21 protein-coding genes are annotated in these 17,584 nt (G+C 40.1%); 17 read left to right on the top strand and 4 right to left on the bottom strand.

Translation table 11 applies throughout. From position 1 onward, the window contains the following. Positions 1-89 precede the first annotated feature (89 nt). Entirely contained in the window at positions 90-503 is a 414-nt protein-coding gene (gene mce, locus JNO66_RS01960) for a methylmalonyl-CoA epimerase (RefSeq protein WP_203086517.1), read from the top strand. Between the two features lie 64 nt (positions 504-567). Next, positions 568-1,686 (top strand): M20/M25/M40 family metallo-hydrolase, encoded by a 1,119-nt coding sequence (locus JNO66_RS01965; protein ID WP_203086518.1) that lies wholly within the window; start codon positions 568-570, stop codon positions 1,684-1,686. Positions 1,687-1,736: 50 nt separating this feature from the next. Here JNO66_RS01965 and JNO66_RS01970 read toward each other — a convergent pair whose 3' ends face one another. Further along, positions 1,737-1,931: a hypothetical protein gene (locus tag JNO66_RS01970; protein ID WP_210340743.1), complete on the bottom strand. Its 195-nt coding sequence runs from the start codon at positions 1,929-1,931 to the stop codon at positions 1,737-1,739. A 162-nt stretch (positions 1,932-2,093) separates the two neighbouring features. Between JNO66_RS01970 and JNO66_RS01975 the strand changes: the two genes are divergently transcribed. From JNO66_RS01975 to JNO66_RS02005, 7 genes are all read left to right on the top strand, one after another. Continuing rightward, on the top strand, positions 2,094-3,332 hold the full coding sequence (locus tag JNO66_RS01975; RefSeq protein WP_203086520.1) for a DNA polymerase IV: 1,239 nt from the start codon (positions 2,094-2,096) through the stop codon (positions 3,330-3,332). A gap of 79 nt (positions 3,333-3,411) precedes the next feature. Continuing rightward, positions 3,412-5,736, top strand: coding sequence for a hypothetical protein (locus tag JNO66_RS01980; RefSeq protein ID WP_203086521.1), 2,325 nt, complete (start codon positions 3,412-3,414; stop codon positions 5,734-5,736). Further along, complete coding sequence (locus tag JNO66_RS01985) at positions 5,733-6,029, top strand: EscU/YscU/HrcU family type III secretion system export apparatus switch protein (RefSeq protein ID WP_203086522.1); 297 nt, start codon at positions 5,733-5,735, stop codon at positions 6,027-6,029. The genes JNO66_RS01980 and JNO66_RS01985 overlap by 4 nt, the downstream gene beginning before the upstream one ends. A gap of 49 nt (positions 6,030-6,078) precedes the next feature. Next, positions 6,079-6,498: a flagellar export chaperone FliS gene (locus JNO66_RS01990; RefSeq protein ID WP_203086523.1), complete on the top strand. Its 420-nt coding sequence runs from the start codon at positions 6,079-6,081 to the stop codon at positions 6,496-6,498. Between the two features lie 18 nt (positions 6,499-6,516). Next, entirely contained in the window at positions 6,517-7,353 is an 837-nt protein-coding gene (locus JNO66_RS01995) for a flagellin N-terminal helical domain-containing protein (protein ID WP_203086524.1), read from the top strand. Between the two features lie 72 nt (positions 7,354-7,425). Continuing rightward, a complete protein-coding gene (locus JNO66_RS02000; protein ID WP_203086525.1) occupies positions 7,426-7,863 on the top strand; it encodes a YaaR family protein in 438 nt (145 codons plus the stop codon). A gap of 103 nt (positions 7,864-7,966) precedes the next feature. After that, positions 7,967-8,419 (top strand): SRPBCC family protein, encoded by a 453-nt coding sequence (locus tag JNO66_RS02005; protein WP_203086526.1) that lies wholly within the window; start codon positions 7,967-7,969, stop codon positions 8,417-8,419. A gap of 21 nt (positions 8,420-8,440) precedes the next feature. Here the strand turns inward: JNO66_RS02005 and cbpB are convergent, their stop codons facing one another. Beyond that, the gene (cbpB, locus tag JNO66_RS02010) at positions 8,441-8,878 is read right to left on the bottom strand and encodes a cyclic-di-AMP-binding protein CbpB (RefSeq protein ID WP_273753140.1); all 438 of its coding nucleotides are present in this window, start codon (positions 8,876-8,878) and stop codon (positions 8,441-8,443) included. A gap of 211 nt (positions 8,879-9,089) precedes the next feature. Here cbpB and JNO66_RS02015 point away from each other — a divergent pair, with 211 nt between their 5' ends. The 5 genes from JNO66_RS02015 (at position 9,090) to cysC (ending at position 12,087) form a co-directional block, all read left to right on the top strand. Continuing rightward, positions 9,090-9,335 (top strand): hypothetical protein, encoded by a 246-nt coding sequence (locus JNO66_RS02015; protein WP_203086527.1) that lies wholly within the window; start codon positions 9,090-9,092, stop codon positions 9,333-9,335. A gap of 120 nt (positions 9,336-9,455) precedes the next feature. Continuing rightward, positions 9,456-9,602, top strand: a complete 147-nt coding sequence (locus JNO66_RS02020; protein WP_203086528.1) for a YezD family protein — start codon at positions 9,456-9,458, stop codon at positions 9,600-9,602. 13 nt (positions 9,603-9,615) lie between these two features. Next, the gene (locus JNO66_RS02025; protein WP_203086529.1) at positions 9,616-10,329 is read left to right on the top strand and encodes a phosphoadenylyl-sulfate reductase; all 714 of its coding nucleotides are present in this window, start codon (positions 9,616-9,618) and stop codon (positions 10,327-10,329) included. A gap of 13 nt (positions 10,330-10,342) precedes the next feature. Then, positions 10,343-11,488 carry a sulfate adenylyltransferase gene (gene sat, locus JNO66_RS02030; RefSeq protein ID WP_203086530.1) on the top strand — a complete coding sequence of 382 codons (1,146 nt, stop codon included), beginning with the start codon at positions 10,343-10,345 and terminating at the stop codon, positions 11,486-11,488. Next, the gene (gene cysC / locus JNO66_RS02035; protein WP_203086531.1) at positions 11,485-12,087 is read left to right on the top strand and encodes an adenylyl-sulfate kinase; all 603 of its coding nucleotides are present in this window, start codon (positions 11,485-11,487) and stop codon (positions 12,085-12,087) included. The genes sat and cysC overlap by 4 nt, the downstream gene beginning before the upstream one ends. A 271-nt stretch (positions 12,088-12,358) precedes the next feature. Here cysC and JNO66_RS02040 read toward each other — a convergent pair whose 3' ends face one another. Beyond that, positions 12,359-14,119, bottom strand: coding sequence for a S8 family peptidase (locus JNO66_RS02040; protein WP_203086532.1), 1,761 nt, complete (start codon positions 14,117-14,119; stop codon positions 12,359-12,361). Positions 14,120-14,261: 142 nt separating this feature from the next. Continuing rightward, positions 14,262-14,564: a MerR family transcriptional regulator gene (locus JNO66_RS02045; RefSeq protein WP_143848559.1), complete on the bottom strand. Its 303-nt coding sequence runs from the start codon at positions 14,562-14,564 to the stop codon at positions 14,262-14,264. 156 nt (positions 14,565-14,720) lie between these two features. Between JNO66_RS02045 and cobA the strand changes: the two genes are divergently transcribed. Genes cobA through JNO66_RS02060 form a run of 3 tightly spaced genes read left to right on the top strand, consistent with a single transcriptional unit; the run spans position 14,721 to position 17,568 of the window. Next, positions 14,721-16,169 carry a uroporphyrinogen-III C-methyltransferase gene (cobA, locus tag JNO66_RS02050; protein WP_203086533.1) on the top strand — a complete coding sequence of 483 codons (1,449 nt, stop codon included), beginning with the start codon at positions 14,721-14,723 and terminating at the stop codon, positions 16,167-16,169. After that, on the top strand, positions 16,166-16,942 hold the full coding sequence (locus JNO66_RS02055; protein ID WP_203086534.1) for a sirohydrochlorin chelatase: 777 nt from the start codon (positions 16,166-16,168) through the stop codon (positions 16,940-16,942). The genes cobA and JNO66_RS02055 overlap by 4 nt, the downstream gene beginning before the upstream one ends. A 5-nt stretch (positions 16,943-16,947) precedes the next feature. Beyond that, positions 16,948-17,568, top strand: coding sequence for a precorrin-2 dehydrogenase/sirohydrochlorin ferrochelatase family protein (locus tag JNO66_RS02060; RefSeq protein ID WP_203086535.1), 621 nt, complete (start codon positions 16,948-16,950; stop codon positions 17,566-17,568). Positions 17,569-17,584 lie beyond the last annotated feature (16 nt).

A 17,584-nucleotide genomic window follows, 5' to 3' on the forward strand; every position in this document is an offset into this window, starting at 1 on the left:
ACACACTCCTATAAACAAAATCTTCTACGTCCTATTTTACTTGCTTAGATGCAATCGGACAAGAGTATCAACTAAAAAAGGAGAAAGAAATGACAATCCAATGGCAGGATACCGGGGCTCATATAGCCATCGCTGTTCATTCTATCGAGCAAGCAAAGAAGTTCTATGAACAAACGCTTGGTTTGAATTTAATTAAAGAAGAAACAGTGGATGATCAACAAGTAAATGTGGCATTCTTTTCTTCTGGCTCACTAATGATTGAATTGATAGAACCACTGACAAAAGAGAGTCCAGTCGCCTTATTTCTCAAAAAACGTGGTGAAGGCATTCATCATCTTGCGCTAGGAACGAGTCACATCGATCAAACGATGCATACGCTCACTGAAAGAGGCATTCAATTTACAAAAGACAAAAGCACTAAGGGAGCAAATGGAGCTCATATCGCTTTTATTTCTCCGACTCAAACGCATGGTGTCTTGTTAGAAGTTTGCCAGAAGCAGTAGGTCACACGTGTAACAGAAATGATTTTGCTGTAGGATAAAAGGGAAACGGAGGCTTAACATACATATGATAAATGAAACAAGAGTAAAAGAAGAATTTATTGAACTTGTGAAAATTGATTCAGAAACTGGTAATGAAGGTGAGATCGCCAAGCATCTAAAAAAATCATTTTCAGAGCTAGGTCTAGAAGTGTACGAAGATGATGCAGCTGCTCAAACAGGACATGGTGCAGGCAATTTAATAGCCACTCTTCCGGCTACAGATCACAAAAGCAACCGCACTCCTATTTACTTTACCTCACATATGGATACTGTGGTTCCGGGTAGACAAATCAAACCAAAGGAAGAAGACGGTTATATTGTAACCGATGGAACAACCATTCTAGGAGCAGATGACAAAGCAGGACTTGCAGCGATGTTTGAAGCGATTCGAGTCTTAAAAGAAGAGAAGCTGGAGCATGGTACCATTCAATTTATCATTACGGTTGGTGAAGAGTCTGGTCTAGTGGGTGCAAGAGTGCTTGAAAAAGACCGAATCCAAGCTAAATTTGGATATGCACTTGATAGTGATGGACCAGTTGGGGATATCATTGTTGCTGCACCATCTCAAGCAAAGATTCATGCCAAAATTTTTGGGCGTACAGCACATGCTGGAGTAGAGCCCGAAAAAGGGATCTCTGCAATAACGGTAGCAGCAAAAGCTGTATCTAAAATGCCTTTAGGAAGAATTGATTCAGAAACAACGGCTAATATTGGGCGCTTTGAAGGTGGAAGTCAAACCAATATTGTATGTGATTACGTCGAGGTACTTGCTGAAGCGCGTTCGCTAGAAGAAGAGAAACTTCATAAGCAAGTTGAAAAAATGAAGCAGGCGTTTGAAGAAGCAGCTAACATGATGGGGACATCGGCAGAAGTAAATGTTGAGATTACGTATCCAGGTTATAAGAAATCTGATGCAGATCAAGTCGTACAAATCGCACAAGCTGCAATGAAGAAGATAGGTAGGGAATCAAGGTTGCTTGAAAGTGGAGGCGGAAGTGATGCGAACATCATCGCCGGTCTAGGCATTCCTACTGTAAACCTTGCGATCGGGTATGAAAACATTCATACAACAGATGAAAAAATGCCACTTGCAGAATTAGTGAAAGCAGCAGAGGCAATCATAGCCATTACTCAAGAGGTATAGATATACAAAAAAGGACATTTGCCCAAAAGCATGTCCTTTTTTTCATGATATTAATGAAGGAATGTCATAGAGAGATTGTTCGTTTGACCAAATTCTAAACTTTCTAAGATCATTTCTTCAGTATCTCCAATTTGTTCAGATATTTCAGTAATGGTAGGCGTAAATCCTGTCGTTTGTTTGTGCAGGCGGAGATAAGTAAATACCTTTCGTAAAGTGATGTCGTACTCTGATATCGTATGGTTCACTATAAAGGTCATGTTCTGCCGCACCTCCCGTATACATAGGGGGAATTTATTAATAACCTAGTATAATACCACCTTATACCATTCGTTATCAAGTTGCAAGCAAACTTTCTTTTAAAAACGAACATTCTTTCGTATAATAGAGTGTAGAAGGAGGGGTTTTCCATGCGTATCTTATTTCATGTCGATATGAATAGCTTCTTTGCTTCGGTTGAACTATCGTTTAGACCGGAATTAAGAGGCAAACCAGTTGCAGTAGCTGGAAGTGTGGAGGATCGTCGGGGCATTATTGTTACTAGTACATATGAAGCACGGGCAAAAGGTGTAAGAACCGCTATGCCTGTTTGGCAGGCAAAGAAAGTGTGTCCTGAGCTTATCTTACTTAAATCAAACTTTGATCGCTATCGTACGGCATCAAGAAACATGTTTGAAATCTTGCGCTCCTATACATCGTTAGTTGAACCGGTTTCAATTGATGAAGGGTATATGGATGTGACTCAATATCATGGGCAGGTTCATCCTTACGTATTAGCAGAACAAATTCAGGAGCATTTACTCCGAGACATGAATCTCCCTTGTAGTATTGGCATCGCACCAAATAAGTTTCTTGCTAAAATGGCGAGTGATATGAAAAAACCGAATGGAATTACCATCCTACGAAAAAGAGAATTACCTGAAAAGCTCTGGCCACTCTCGATTCACGAGATGCAAGGAATTGGCAAAAAGACAGTTAGTAAGTGGGAAAAGGCAAATATTCTTACCATTGGAGATCTTGCTCAAGCAGATCCTCTTTTTATTGCGGAGAAGTTTGGGTCTACGGCGCTTAAGCTCCAAAAAAGAGCCCAGGGTCATGATAACCGACCCGTAAATCCAGACTCCATTCACGAATTTAAAAGCATAGGTAACTCTACAACTTTACCTAGAGATACATCAAATGAACAAAAGATTGAAACCATCTTAAAACAGCTAGCTGATTCAGTTAGTAGCCGATTAGGGAAAAAGAATGTTGTTGCATATGGTATACAACTTACGATTAAATATCACGATTGGAAAATAACAAATAAAAGTGAGAAGGTCTCAGATGCTTTTCATACAACAGATGAAATCTACTTTCGCGCTAAAGCACTATTTAAGCGGGCCTGGAACAATAAGCCTATTAGACTCCTTGGGATTAGTACATATGATCTTGTTGATAAGCAGGATGCATTTAAACAATTAAACTTATTCACCCAAGAAAAAGATCAAAAGGATTATCAAATTCAACAAGCAATGCAAACCATTCAGGATAAATTTGGTCAGCATGCTCTGATTAAAGGAGCAAACGGGTACGAGGCAAGAAGAAAATGGATTGAACAACGTTCGTTACGGGGGACAAGCCTTGAAAAACCGGATCAACAGGAATAAGTGTAGGCATACTCTATTAATTAGAAGAGTTAAATGACCGATATGTTAAGTAACAGATTGTAGGGCGGGAGTGTATGATATGCAGGTGAATCCTCTAACTAGTAGGAATGTAGTTCCCACTGAGAAATCGTTAAAGCAGGGAGAAGTGTTGCGTGGTACTTCGATTCAACCGATCTCTGAAACAGAAGCAACGATAAACGTACGTGGAAAAGAATTAACGGTTAAGGTAGACGGTAAGATGCCTACGTCAAATTCAGCCACTTTCATAGTGACTTCAGTAGATGAGGATGGGATCCGTGTTCAAGAATGGAATTCGAAGGAAGCATCTCAATCACCAAAGCTTAGTACAGGGTCTCAGTCTTTTATTGATGCTAACGAGTCTCCATCAAATGAGACTATCCTTAAATCGAGGAGCTCTCTTATGGAGGCAGCAATGAAGTCAGGGGTCAATCGACCGACTGGTTTATTACTAGATGCCATGACACTCGTTCAAGCTAGTGGAAGACCTCTTTCAGAAGAGACAATTCGTGAGCTAGCAAATTTCTTGAAATCATCATCTGATCAGCCAAAACTTCAAACAGTTGAAGCGTTACTTTCTAAAGATCTGCCCATTCGCGAATCTCATTTGCAAGCCATACACGAGACCAGGACAGGAAAACCATTAAACGACATCGTCAAAGGTCTTGAACAACAGCTTCAACCAAAAGATCAGAATATAACAAGTTTAAAAGATAGGATTCTTCAACAATTACTTCAATTAACATCGGGAAAACAGTTATCAAATGTTCAACAGGCTTTAGTAACAGAGTTTAAGTCTCAACTCAGTCAAGCGATCTCAGTAGACAAGATTGATCAGGTCTCCAGGCTAATTTCTAAAACAATTCAAACAGATCAGGACTTTCAAGGGAAGCTTGAACAACCCAAGTCGGTTGAACCTATTGATACGTTCAAAACTCCAGAAGTACCTAAAGTTGTTTTACAACAAAAAGATCAATTAAACCAATTAGCCCAAACAATAGAATTGGAAGAAAATCCTCATAAAGCAATTGAATCGATCCAGTCAGTCTTGCAAAAACAACTGATTTTGGAAAGTGACCAAATACGTAGACTTAGTGATCAGCTTGAGGTTGCGAGCACACGTTTAAATGCAGGAAGGGAGCTGGCCGCAAGAACCGTTCTTTCAACAGCTATAGAAGCGGAGTTATCGATCCTTCCGACTCAACTCAATCAGTTTCAACCTGAAGAAAGAAACGACCGGTTCATGCTAAGTGAGCAAGTTCAGCCGATACATAGCAAACAGATTGCTGTCACAACTGTTACTGATAAAATGGCTCAATTGACGAACGAATTTAAGGATTTTCAAAGCGAGACAGTCAGAACGCTTAGACAAATCCAAGTTGACTTAACGACGCCCAATCGAACAGACACGCATGCATCCAAAAATCAACTAGACTCGATTATACGTAAATTAGATCATTCCATATTGCGCGGCGAAGCGATGCAATTTGCTGACATGAAAACAGAAAAGCAATTAATGCTGTCTAGTAGCAAGTTAGCTGAAGCAAGGCAGCATCTTTCTGCTGGAAGAAGTCAACAAGCGGCAGACATTGTTGCACAGGTTCAAAAGCAGGTAGAAAGCATTACATACAAGCCATCTGAGACTAAGGTAGTGGCTGAGAGCGCTCTACAGCAATTAAATCAAGATCATAAAAAATCTCAAACCACTCCGCTTTTCCAAATGGAAGAAGCAGCTGCTAAAGCGAAGGCGGGTACGGCAAGAGGCACTTTTGAAGCTATAAAACAATTAGGTCTTAATCAAGAGGCAGATTTCGCACAGAAATTTAGCCAAAGAGAATCTCAAAAGGATGTACCACTTGAACGAAACTTAAAGCAGTCTCTGATGCAATTAGTGAGAAGTCAGGATGATGGTGGGAAAACAACACAGTTGGCAAGCCAGGCTCTTCAACATGTAACAGGTCAACAGCTTTTAAGTAAACAGGATGCTCAACCACTTCAAAGCTTGTTCTTTCAGCTTCCATTAGTTCTTGAGCAAAAAGTAGAACAGCTTCAATGCTACATTCAATCTAAAAAAGAAGGCGAACAAGTAGACTGGCAGAATTGTAGTTTATATTTCCTAATGGAAACACCAAAGCTCGGGGAAATTGGCATCTCAATTAAAGCAGTTCAAAGACAGCTATCTGTCACCCTAACGAACGACCAGAAAGATTTCAGATTAAAGATGGAGCCACTTGTGGAAAAAGCCATAGCCAAAGTAGAGGAAGTTGGTTATTCCATTTCTTCCATTTCATTCTCGCCTTTTTCAAAGAATCAAAACCCGGAATCCATTCAGTCACCTAAAAACCAAGTCTATTCCAGTGATAAAGGATTTGATCTTAAAATATGAACCAATTTCAATACGTCAATCTTAAACAGAAAAAACAAGCAAGCGGTCCATCTGCTGCCGTAATCCGTTACGAGGATGAAGGGTCTGCACCAAAGGTTGTAGCACAAGGAAGAGGAAGAGTCGCCAAGCAAATGATGGAGCTTGCTAAGGAACATAACGTCCATTTACAAGAAGATTCTTCCCTGCTTTCGAGCTTATTAGATATGGATCTAGGAGATAACATCCCACCACAATTATATTCAGTCATGGCAGAGATCTTATTATTAATCGAAGAGATGGAAGAAAGCTATTAAGATTAAACAAAGGATGCCGATATAATAGATGAGATAAAGGAGTGATCTTGTGCCATTAATTTCTCAAGAGACCTTGCACAAAAAGACGTCTCAAGAACTCACACTGCTTCTATATGAAGCAGCACTTAATAATCTTGAATCGGCAGAGAATCATATTGAACATGATCGATTTGAACAAGCAAATAAGCACTTACAAAAAACAAACGATATACTTGAACGTCTTGGCGTTGGTATTAATTACGAGGCGGGCATCCTAGCTGATCAGCTAGAACAATTATATAACTATCTAGCAGATGAAGTGGTTACAGCTAACCTATTAAAAGACAGAGTACGCATCCAACATGTACATGAAATCATATTGTCCTTATTTAGTGCGATGATTGAAGCAGTTAAGGATAAACGTGTCGCGAACGACCGTGTGAATTATAAGCAAACGAACGCATATGAAAAAATGGCTTCATACGAATAAGAAGAGGGAGCGAAACTCGTGAAAATTAACAATAATATTCAAGCTTTAAATGCATACCGAAACCTAAGTCAAAACCAAATTCATACATCAAAAAACCTTGAAAAGCTATCATCAGGCTTGCGTATTAACCGTGCCGCAGATGACGCAGCAGGTCTTGCCATTTCCGAAAAAATGCGCTCACAAATCCGTGGTCTTGATATGGCAGAACGCAATGCACTAGACGGCGTATCACTCATGCAAACAGCAGAAGGGGCTATGCAGGAAGTACATTCCATGCTTCAACGAATGAGAGAGCTTGCTGTGCAGGCAGCGAACGATACGAATGATGAGTTTGATCGAGAGCAGATTCAGGCAGAGATAGTTGAATTAAGGACAGAAATAACATCTATCTCTGAAAAAACAGAATTTAACTCTAAAACTTTATTAGATGGTACTTTACAGAATATAAAGTTTCAGATTGGGCCAAACGCTGATCAATCTGTAGAATTTTCAATTCCTGAAATAAATTCAACAACTCTTGGTATAAATGATATAAGTGTTATAGCTAGTACTGAGCCGCCTTTGAGTGGAAATGCCGCAGCAGAAAAGGCTATTGAGGCATTAGACAAGGCAATTGAAACCGTCTCTAAGAACCGCTCCACTCTCGGAGCCATCCAAAACCGCCTTGAGCACACAATCAACAACCTTCAAGTGACTAAAGAGAACTTAACATCGTCAGAGTCGCGAATCCGTGATGCTGATATGGCGCTTGAAATGACGGAGTTCACGCGTAACAACATCTTAAATCAATCAGCAACAGCGATGCTGGCACAAGCAAATCAGCTTCCACAAGGTGTCCTGCAGCTGTTACAATAATGAGTAGACGAGAAGGCATGGTCCTTTTCGTCTTTTTCAAAGTGAAAATGATCATAGAAAGGCGTGAACCAGATGGACGTAGAGCGGATTATGAGGACCGGAGTCCATAAAGTGGATCGGAAAAAGGCTGAAGTTCAACCCTCTACCACGTTTTCAGAAGTGATGAACAAACAGCGTACAGATAAAGCGATCGAGCAGTTAACGAAGCTTATGCATAAAGTAGAGGACCAAGGCAAGGTACTTGCTGAGACAAGAACAATTGACGAGCTTCATACGTATAAAAAGCTTGTAAAAGAATTCATGGATGACGCGGTAAAGCATGGGTTAAGCTTAGAAGAACGCCGTGGTTTTAATAGGCGTGGTCGCACGAAAATTTACAAGCTTGTTGAAGAGGTTGATCGTAAGTTAATCGACCTTACAAACGATGTATTGGATAAACAAAAAACGAGCCTAGATATTTTAAGCAAAGTAGGGGAGATCAAGGGTCTTTTAGTGAATATCTATGCTTAATATGATCGCCTTTAGGCGTTAACGTGTGCGTCTTTTTGTTTATTTATTTGAATTCGTGATATACTTCGAAAAAAGGTCAGACAAGATAAAAGGGGCAAAGACTATGGATAGACTCATCTATACCTACAAAACAACAATCGATGCACCCATGAAACAGGTTTGGGACTTTTTTCAAGATCCACGTAATCTCGCGAAAATTCAACGATTTCCAAAGGTTCGAATTAAAGAAGCTGAATCGGAGTCGGTTGAGGGCAGCGAAATTAAAATGAAGATAGGCCTTTGGGGTATTGGGGTAAACTGGAGAGCCACAATTGAGACTGTGAAAAAGCCATATTATTTCGTAGATATCGCGGAGAAACCACCATTTCCATTTACGTATTGGCGTCATACTCACCGTTTTACTCGTGAGGACGGAAAAAGCGTTATGACGGACGAGCTTGAATTTGCTGCAAATGTGCCGAGCACTGTGTCCCATAAAATCCTTACGTACATGTTCAAAACAAGAGAAAAACAAATACAACAAGCTTTCCACCAATCAAAGAAAGATGATCGCTAATATGCGCTCATCTTTTTTTTGTTACATATGCAGGTATTTACTGACTAAGGCAAGAATGGAACGCCTTGTTAAAATACTAACAAACAGGCCATTTTCATCAACCACACACATAAATGGATGATTAATAGAAAGGGTTAGCGCACGTGCAAATGTAGCATCTTGCTGAATAGTTGGTACATCTGTTTCCATGACATCAGCTACAATCTTGTTTTGAAGTTTGTCGACTTCAATAAATTCTAGACCAAGCAGTGAATCCAAAATGATTGATTTACTAATCAATCCATGAAGTTTATCCTTCGTATCTAAAACAGGTATCGCAGTATATCCTGATTTCACTAATACAAGTAATGCGTGTTCAAGCGGATTATTTAACTGAACATGAGCGACCTTTTCAGCGGGAATAAGTAATTCTTCAATCTCTTTATCCATGAGTTGTTGGTTTTTTAAGATATCGAACAAGGAAATCACTTCTTTTTTAATTATTTTTGAGGTGCGGTTTACTTTTTGGGGATCGGTGAGGTTTGAGGCTAAGCGCATCATACCAGTTGTTTCTCTTATCGTACTAAGAGATTTAGCTTTTTGTCAAGAAAACTAAAACGCTTCCAATTAAGACCAGTCGGCTGAATAAATCACTTGAGCAACGGTCATCCTTATGGATGGAGGTGCTTTGATGCATACAAAACAGACCGTTAAATATATTTGTGAGATCTTTCCTTCAGGGAATTCATATTATTATAAACAAGAAATCATTACGCATGAATGTTGGGATAATCTCGAGTCCCTTGCTTGGTCGACTCCAAGGCCCATTTCAAAAAAGACATTTGAAAAACGTCTAAAAGAAAAATATCGTACGGAATATATCCAAAAACAATCAGCTGAAATCCTAGATTTTAACAAGTTTCGGGTGAATCTTTAAACTGATTTTTTTGAAAGTTCATTGACAGCACTATTCTTAATCGATAGAATACTATTAAACTAATAAAACATATGAAATTACAAGGAATTATGTTTGGCTATTTGAAAAAGGAGGCCACATATGGATCCCTCAAGTAAACAAGTCTACGATAAGTTATCAGATCTTTTAGAAAACCTTAAATTTGGTTCAGTAACTATCTTTGTCCAGGACGGGAAAGTCGTTCAAATGGAAAAAAACGAAAAAGTAAGGGTGGAAAAAGCAAAATAATAAGGAGGAGAAGATGTCTAAACTCGTACTCTATGAAAATACCGATGTAGAAGCGTTTAAGCAGCTTAATCACTCATTAGCTCGCCTAGACACCTTGGATATATTACGTTGGGCTTTTGACATGTATGGCGATGAACTTGTGTATGCCTGTAGTTTCGGGGCGGAAAGTATGGTACTGATTGATCTTATAAGTAAGATACAACCAAACGCCCACATCTTATTTTTAGACACAGATTTTCATTTCCTAGAGACTTATTCACTCATAAAAGAAGTTCAAGCGAAATATCCAGACTTGAGGATAGAATTAGAGAAACCAGGACTCACTCCTGAAGAGCAAGCGGAGATTCATGGAGAGAAGCTTTGGGAAACAAATCCTGACCTTTGCTGTAAAATTCGTAAGCTTGATCCATTAGATAGTAAGCTGAGTCAAAAAGCGGCATGGATCTCAGGTTTAAGAAGAGAGCAATCACCTACAAGAGCGAACACTGAATATGTCAACCAAGACAATCGATTTAAATCGGTCAAAGTCTGCCCTTTGATTCATTGGAAGGAAGACGAGATCTGGATGTACATTAAGCTTCATAAGCTTCCTTACAACTCGTTACATGATCATAACTATCCAAGTATTGGCTGTACTCATTGTACAAAGCCTGTTGCAGAGGGTGAAGACAGTCGTAGTGGAAGATGGTCAAGCACAGATAAAACGGAATGCGGATTACATCAATAAAGGAGAGAGTAATATGACGTCAATTTCAGCGCACGGGGGAGAATTGGTTAATCGGTATCAAGCGGATTATGATCTATCTAAGGCAAAAAAGGAAATTGAGCTCGATTCTTTTGCCTTATCTGATTTAGAGTTAATTGCAATTGGCGGGTTTAGTCCTTTGACTGGCTTTCTAAATGAAGCGGACTATCGTTCGGTTGTCTCTTCAATGAGACTTACAGACGGAACGGTTTGGAGTATTCCAATTACGCTGCCTGTTACAGAGGAAACAGCTGCTACACTCACTGCTGGGGAAGAAGCAAAATTGATCTTCAACGGCGAAGTGTATGGAGCGATTACCATTTCAGAATGGTATACACCTGATAAAGAATTTGAAGCAGAACAGGTATATCGTACAAATGATCCAGCTCATCCTGGTGTAAAGAAATTGTATGAGCGTCCACCTGTCTATGTAGCAGGATCAATTATTCTAACGAAACGACTAGATAAAGGAAGATTTGAGAGCTATCATGTCGATCCTGCAGATACAAGAGCCAGTTTCCGAGAGAAGGGTTGGAGCACGATTGTTGGTTTCCAAACACGTAATCCAGTTCACAGGGCACATGAGTATATTCAGAAATCGGCACTTGAGATCGTTGATGGGTTATTATTAAATCCACTTGTTGGTGAAACAAAATCAGATGATATTCCTGCCGATGTCAGGATGGAGAGCTACGAGGTTCTCCTAGATCATTATTACCCAAAAGACCGAGTATCCCTAGCTGTTTTTCCGGCGGCGATGAGATATGCAGGACCAAGAGAAGCGATTTTCCACGCGTTGGTTCGAAAAAATTACGGATGCACCCATTTTATTGTAGGTAGAGACCACGCTGGTGTGGGTGATTATTATGGAACGTATGATGCTCAACGAATCTTTGATCAGTTTACGGAAGAAGATCTTGGAATTCGTCCATTGTTCTTTGAACATAGCTTTTATTGCAAGGCTTGCGGAAACATGGCTTCAACAAAAACATGTCCACATGATGCAGATGACCGAGTGATTCTATCTGGTACAAAAGTTAGAGAAATGCTTACGAATGGAGAAGTTCCACCTGTAGAGTTCAGTCGTAAAGAAGTTGTAGAAGTTCTTATTCGTGGTATGCAGAAGGTGAGCGTGTCATGACGAACACAACTTCAAACTTATACTGGCATCAAGCTGAGGTTACAAAGGAGAAACGTCAAGCACTTAAAGGACATAAGAGTGCAGTTATTTGGTTTACTGGTTTATCTGGAGCTGGTAAATCAACCATTGCTAATGCATTGGAGCAACGGCTACTCCAAGAAGAAAAACATTCATATCTTCTGGATGGAGACAACATCCGATTAGGCTTAAATAAAGGGCTAGGATTTTCAGATGAGGATCGTAAAGAAAACATTCGCAGAATTGGAGAAGTAGCCAAGCTATTTGTTGACGCGGGAGTACTTGTTTCAACTGCATTTATTTCTCCTTTTAAGGAAGATCGTCAAGTCGTACGCTCGTTGCTTGGGGAACATGAATTTATTGAAGTGTATGTACGCTGTTCGCTTGAAGAATGTGAGAAAAGAGATCCAAAGGGTTTATATAAAAAAGCGAGAGAAGGCGTTATTCCTGAGTTTACAGGAATTAGTTCACCATATGAAGAACCGAATCACCCAGAGCTTATTTTAGATTCTGATAAAGAACCTGTAGAAAACCTTGTTGAAAAGGTTATCGCGTATCTTAAATCGAATAATTTAATATAAAAAGAGGGCAGAATATAACATTAATGTTGAGAGTCAAACATGAATATAGCAAATAATCCGCTACAGGAGAATCCCTCGCTTTCCACGGGAACGGCCTCAGCCCCTTTCGCGGAAAAAGCGCCGCTACAGTGTCTTCACCACGTTCTGTTCCGTAGGAGTCTCGGGTTCTCCCTCCGCTTGTTCAAATAAAATCGCGAAAGGCGAATGATCCTGCAATCGAATCATTCGCCTTTTTAAATTTATTTTTAGTTATGTTCCAGCCTCTTCTTTGCTATTGTTTGGCTTGTTTGATGGCTGCATTTGCGTTAATTTCGCCATACCCGTAGTACTGATCGACTCCAGGAGCACCTAAGTCTGTTGCTGTATCCCTTACGATGTCATAAACTTCATCATTTGATAATGAGGGGTTGACGGAACGAATGAGCGCACACAGACCAGCAACGTGAGGACTTGCCATCGATGTACCAGACATCACCACATATTGATCGTCGAGAAACAAACTCGGGATGCTAGTGCCAGGAGCTGCAATATCAACATGATCGCCGTAGTTAGAATAAAAGGCTCGATCTTTTGATTCATCTAAAGCAGCGACGGTTAAAACTTCAGGATAAGCAGCCGGATACATAGCATCACCAACATTGTCATTACCTGATGCTGTTACAATGACAACGTCTTTTTCGTAGGCATAGCGTATGGCATCATAAAGAACCTTAGAATCGTGATAATCACCGAGGCTCATATTCACGACGTCAGCCCCGTTATCAACGGCCCAGTACAGTCCTTTCGCTACGGCGTAAGAAGAACCTTCGCCATTTTCATCCAATACTTTAATTGGTAGGATCTTACTGTTCCATGACACGCCAGCAATACCGTCTTGATTATCGGTAACAGCAGCAGCGATTCCTGAAACATGGGTTCCATGACCATGTTGATCGGTTGCATCTTCAGTGTCATCAATTGCATTATAGCCTTTTTCTGATTTATTCTTTAATTCAACATGGTTTGGATCGATACCTGTATCAATGATGGCAATCGTGACACCTGAACCATCTGTATCGTTCCATGCTTTTTCTAGGTCAAGCTGTTTTAAATTCCATTGATAAGGCTCAAAAAATTCATCGTTTGGAATCGCATCTTGTTTGGCAAAACGATAATCGGGCTCTGCGTAAATCACGTAAGGACTACCCTCTAACTGATTTAACAATTGTTCAGAGCTTGTATCTTTTTTCTCAACTAAATAAAAGGGTTCGTTTGTTTCAATGATCGTAAGCTGATCATTTGCTTCAAAGAACTTTTTAGCATCATTCGCAGACTTTAGCTTAACAATTGCTCGGCTTTCATGGAAATGTTCTGCTGCCTTCATAGGCTTTTGGTCCTCTGAATGAACAACGATTTTCCAGCCAAGCTCTGAAACGGTTTCGACGTGCTGACCTGCTGGGACATCATCCATCGTTTTCCACTCAACATCGGTGTTTTCGCTTGAAGCAAAGAAGTTTCCACCTGCATCAGCTACAGAAGCAATATCTTTTATAAAAGATTGAACAAAGGTGAGATCTACTTCTCCAATAATCATGGAACCATCTTCAAGTGTTTTACCTAGGAGCATATATTGGCTACCGTTTCGTTCATATGGATCTGAATACTTATGATCTCCTGTAGAATTGTCAAATTTACGAACATCTGGATTGCCTTGAAATCCTGCGCTCTCGAGAACCTGATCATCTTTCATTCGTGCAAATCCTGTGATATGAGGATGTTCATTCAGTTCGTTTTGAAAAGAAGCAGTTGACATGGACGAAGAATCGGCCCAAGATTCAAGTTGTTGGTTGATTTGTTGAATAAACAGCGAGGTTGTTTGTTTTAAGTCACTGGCTAACAATCGATCCATCGAATGAACATCGTATTGTTGTTTTACGGAGACACCTTGGTAATCTGTTGCTTCATCCGTAGGGAATGTATAACTTGCTGCGACCACTACGAGGGCACATGCTGCAATAATGAGAAGCGGTTTGATAAATCGTTTAACATTCATGTGATTACTTACCCCTTTGTCCTGTCAAAAATTGAATAGACCTTAATAATTGGTAGTATGACTCGAAGTACATATATAAATCATGGAATAAATAGGCACAAAAAAAACAGGAAGCTCTATGCTCCCTGCTTACGACTACCTCTTATTTACGAATATTAAATGCGGCATTGATCTGGCCTCGAAGCATCCGTTCACGTACTTCTTGCTTCTTGATTGCTTTTTGTTCCATTTTTCTGATTTCGAACGTTTGCATCCCGTCTTCCATTTTGTTTGCAATATCAATTAAGCGTTCAACATCAAGAAATGAGTATTTACGTGTACCACCCTTTGAACGTTCAGGAAACAATAATTTTCGCTCTTCATAATAACGAATTTTTCGTTCAGATAAACCAGTTAGTTCGCTCACTATCCCAATGGTGATGACTTTTTTATCTTTATAAGACAACTGTTCCACCTCACTAAAAATCACTGCAACCAGTTTCTTTGTAATAATATATCACAATCAATTTTGATTGTCTGACACTATGGAAGATAATCTTACATTTTATAATGGGAATACTTTCCCAATCGGAAGAACGTGTTTAAAGAAGGAGAGACTCTCATGCAAAATAAAGGTTTCGTTTCATTTGTTGGTGCAGGTCCTGGAGATGCTGGTCTTCTAACCGTAAAAGCTTTAGAGCGACTAAAGAAAGCTGATGTCATTTTATATGATCGACTTGTGAATCCAGTGCTGCTAGAACATTGTCAACCCCTTGCTCAATTAGTTTATTGCGGAAAGCTTCCCGATAGACATTTAATTAGACAGGAATCTATTAATGAATTACTTGTTACCTACGCAAGTGAGGGGAAACGGGTTGTTAGATTAAAAGGGGGTGATCCGGGAGTATTCGGACGAGTGGGGGAAGAAGCCCAAGCGCTCGAACCTTATCATATTCCGTATGAAATCATTCCAGGTATTACTTCCGGTATTGGAGCTCCGTTATATGCTGGAATCCCGGTGACCTATCGAAATGTTAGTACTTCTTTTGCGGTTGTCACAGGGCATAATCAAACGGGAACATCAACGATTGATTGGCAGGCTCTAGCAAATGGAGTGGATACGCTTGCTTTTTATATGGGTGTAAAGAAATTAGATGAGATTACGTCGAATTTAATGATTCACGGACGAAGCGCTAATCAACCTGTGAAGGTAATCCAATGGGGGACGCTTGGAAAGCAGCGTACAGTCACGGGTACTCTCTCAACCATCGTACAAAAAATAAAGGAGGAGAAGGTTTCAAATCCTGCCATTACATTAGTTGGTGATGTCGCGGGAATTGGTGAAGGAAAGATAAGCTGGTTTGAGTCTAAACCTTTGTTTAATACACATGTACTAATTGCTCGAAGTTCTCATCATGAAAGCAGGGGTGCGGAGCAGTTACGCTTGCTTGGATCAGATGTTTTTGAATATCCAAGATGGCAGTTAAAAGAAAGCGAATTTCCTGCTTCGTTTAACTTTTCAAATGTTGACCAAATTCAGTTTGAAACCGTTGAAGCTGTGGAATGGTTTTTTGATTGGTTGTTCAGTTTGCGTTTTGATATGAGAGAAATCCGAGCAGATGTATATGCAAACACAAGGACAGGAATAGAAGCATTGGCGAAGCGAGGGATTCAACTAAGTCCTAGGAAGTGGAACCCAGATCGTCCGTCTCTCATCCTTGGTCAAACCGAGCCTGTTGAGGTAAACTTAAATCATCAGTTTATTTGCACGCATCAAAAAAAGCCTTACTCGCAATCTAATCAAACACTTCTTCGTTTAAATGATGAAGAAAGAATTGAAATACTTGTCATACCAAACGCTAAATCAGTGGAAAGTTTAGTTCGAGGAGCTAAGGAACTTGGATTAACTCCGGAAGAGTGGAGTTCAAAGGTTCAAGTCGTTTGCTTTGGACAAGCATCAGAAGCAGTAGCTAAAAAAGCTGGTTTTTCAATTACTCATACATTAAATGATCCAAGCTGGGACGTGTTAACAGATTGGTTATTGGAACAGAAAAGGAGCTGGACAACGTGAAAACAGCTATCTTATATGTTGGTCATGGCAGTAGAGTAGAAGCAGGAAATCAAGAGCTTTTATCCTTTATTGAAAAAACAAAAACACAGTTTCCGGATGTGCCGATTCAAGAAACAGGATTTATTGAGCTTACCTCTCCAACGATAGTTGAAGCTGTCCGATCCTGTGTGGACCAGGGAGCAACCCATATTGCTGTTGTACCCGTTTTACTACTAACGGCCCAGCATGCTAAAGAAGACATTCCTGAAGAAATTGAAAAGGCTAAGAAACAGTTTCCCCATGTTCACTTTGCGTACGGAAAGCCATTCGGAATTGAACCAACCATTATTGATTTAATTAAACAAAGAGTTGAAGAAGCGGGATTAAAGTCCATTAACCACCGCCCCGCATTTGAAGATCGTGAAGAAGTTACGCTTGTTCTTGTGGGAAGAGGAAGTAGCGACCCTGAACAAACAAGTGATCTTTTTAAAATTGCGCGATTGGCTTGGGAACAAACGCCTATCAAAGATGTAGAGGTATGTTTCATTGCGGCCACCCATCCAACTGTTGACGAAGGGCTAGAAAAAGCTGCTCGTCTTAAAGCAGACACCATATATGTTATACCGTACTTACTTTTTACAGGGGTATTAATGAAAGGCTTAGAAAAACAACTAGCAGCATTAAATCAACGCTCCGATAAAACATTTATCTTAGGTGATTACCTAGGGTTTGATGATCAACTTATTGAAGTACTTAAGAAACGAACAGTTGAGGTACTGGCGAAACTGGGGTGAAATAAATGCCTGATCGAATTCCTTTGATGGTGAATGTACGTGAGAGGTCCGTTACGTGTGTAGGTGGGGGAAAGGTAGCAGCGAAACGCATCCCTATCTTAATAGAGGGTGGAGCAACTGTAACAATCATTTCTCCAACGCTTCATGAGAACCTACTCAGCTTACTACCAGATGTCGTTTGGGAAAAGCGAAAAATGACTCAGGCGGAGACGTTCACAAGTGATATTTTATTTATTTCAACAGATGATTCATTGTTAAATGATGAACTTATTGCGAGATCAGCTAAGGGGCAGTGGATCTACGCGGCGCATGATGCGAAGAAGAGTGACTTTCATTTTCCTGCCGTATTAGAAGAGCCTCCTGTTTGTTTAAGCATTCACACTGGAGGTGCGTACCCGGCGTATCTACCTAAAATAAAATCCATTCTCAGCAAAGCATTACATGAGGCAAATGTGCATAATGATCTCAAGATATTAGCAGAAGTTCGCCAAATGGTTTTAAATCATCCATCGCTTTCTAGAGAGCAACGAACAGAGCTTTTACGGGCATGTGCAACGGATGCTTTTTTACAGCATCCAGAAAAAGATCAGCTTCTTATGAGATGGATCCACGAAAAAAGCGTTTAGGCAGGAGCCTAAACGC

Source organism: Alkalicoccobacillus gibsonii (assembly GCF_016798245.1).
In the GTDB taxonomy this organism is placed as follows: domain Bacteria; phylum Bacillota; class Bacilli; order Bacillales; family Bacillaceae_D; genus Alkalicoccobacillus; species Alkalicoccobacillus gibsonii.

Coding starts and splice junctions, on each gene's coding strand:
- mce (WP_203086517.1), top strand. CDS start 90: ATGACAATCCAATGGCAGGATACCGGGGCTCATATAGCCATCGCTGTT.
- JNO66_RS01965 (WP_203086518.1), top strand. CDS start 568: ATGATAAATGAAACAAGAGTAAAAGAAGAATTTATTGAACTTGTGAAA.
- JNO66_RS01975 (WP_203086520.1), top strand. CDS start 2,094: ATGCGTATCTTATTTCATGTCGATATGAATAGCTTCTTTGCTTCGGTT.
- JNO66_RS01980 (WP_203086521.1), top strand. CDS start 3,412: ATGCAGGTGAATCCTCTAACTAGTAGGAATGTAGTTCCCACTGAGAAA.
- JNO66_RS01985 (WP_203086522.1), top strand. CDS start 5,733: ATGAACCAATTTCAATACGTCAATCTTAAACAGAAAAAACAAGCAAGC.
- JNO66_RS02000 (WP_203086525.1), top strand. CDS start 7,426: ATGGACGTAGAGCGGATTATGAGGACCGGAGTCCATAAAGTGGATCGG.
- JNO66_RS02005 (WP_203086526.1), top strand. CDS start 7,967: ATGGATAGACTCATCTATACCTACAAAACAACAATCGATGCACCCATG.
- JNO66_RS02015 (WP_203086527.1), top strand. CDS start 9,090: ATGCATACAAAACAGACCGTTAAATATATTTGTGAGATCTTTCCTTCA.
- JNO66_RS02020 (WP_203086528.1), top strand. CDS start 9,456: ATGGATCCCTCAAGTAAACAAGTCTACGATAAGTTATCAGATCTTTTA.
- JNO66_RS02025 (WP_203086529.1), top strand. CDS start 9,616: ATGTCTAAACTCGTACTCTATGAAAATACCGATGTAGAAGCGTTTAAG.
- sat (WP_203086530.1), top strand. CDS start 10,343: ATGACGTCAATTTCAGCGCACGGGGGAGAATTGGTTAATCGGTATCAA.
- cysC (WP_203086531.1), top strand. CDS start 11,485: ATGACGAACACAACTTCAAACTTATACTGGCATCAAGCTGAGGTTACA.
- JNO66_RS02040 (WP_203086532.1), bottom strand. CDS start 14,119: ATGAATGTTAAACGATTTATCAAACCGCTTCTCATTATTGCAGCATGT.
- cobA (WP_203086533.1), top strand. CDS start 14,721: ATGCAAAATAAAGGTTTCGTTTCATTTGTTGGTGCAGGTCCTGGAGAT.
- JNO66_RS02060 (WP_203086535.1), top strand. CDS start 16,948: ATGCCTGATCGAATTCCTTTGATGGTGAATGTACGTGAGAGGTCCGTT.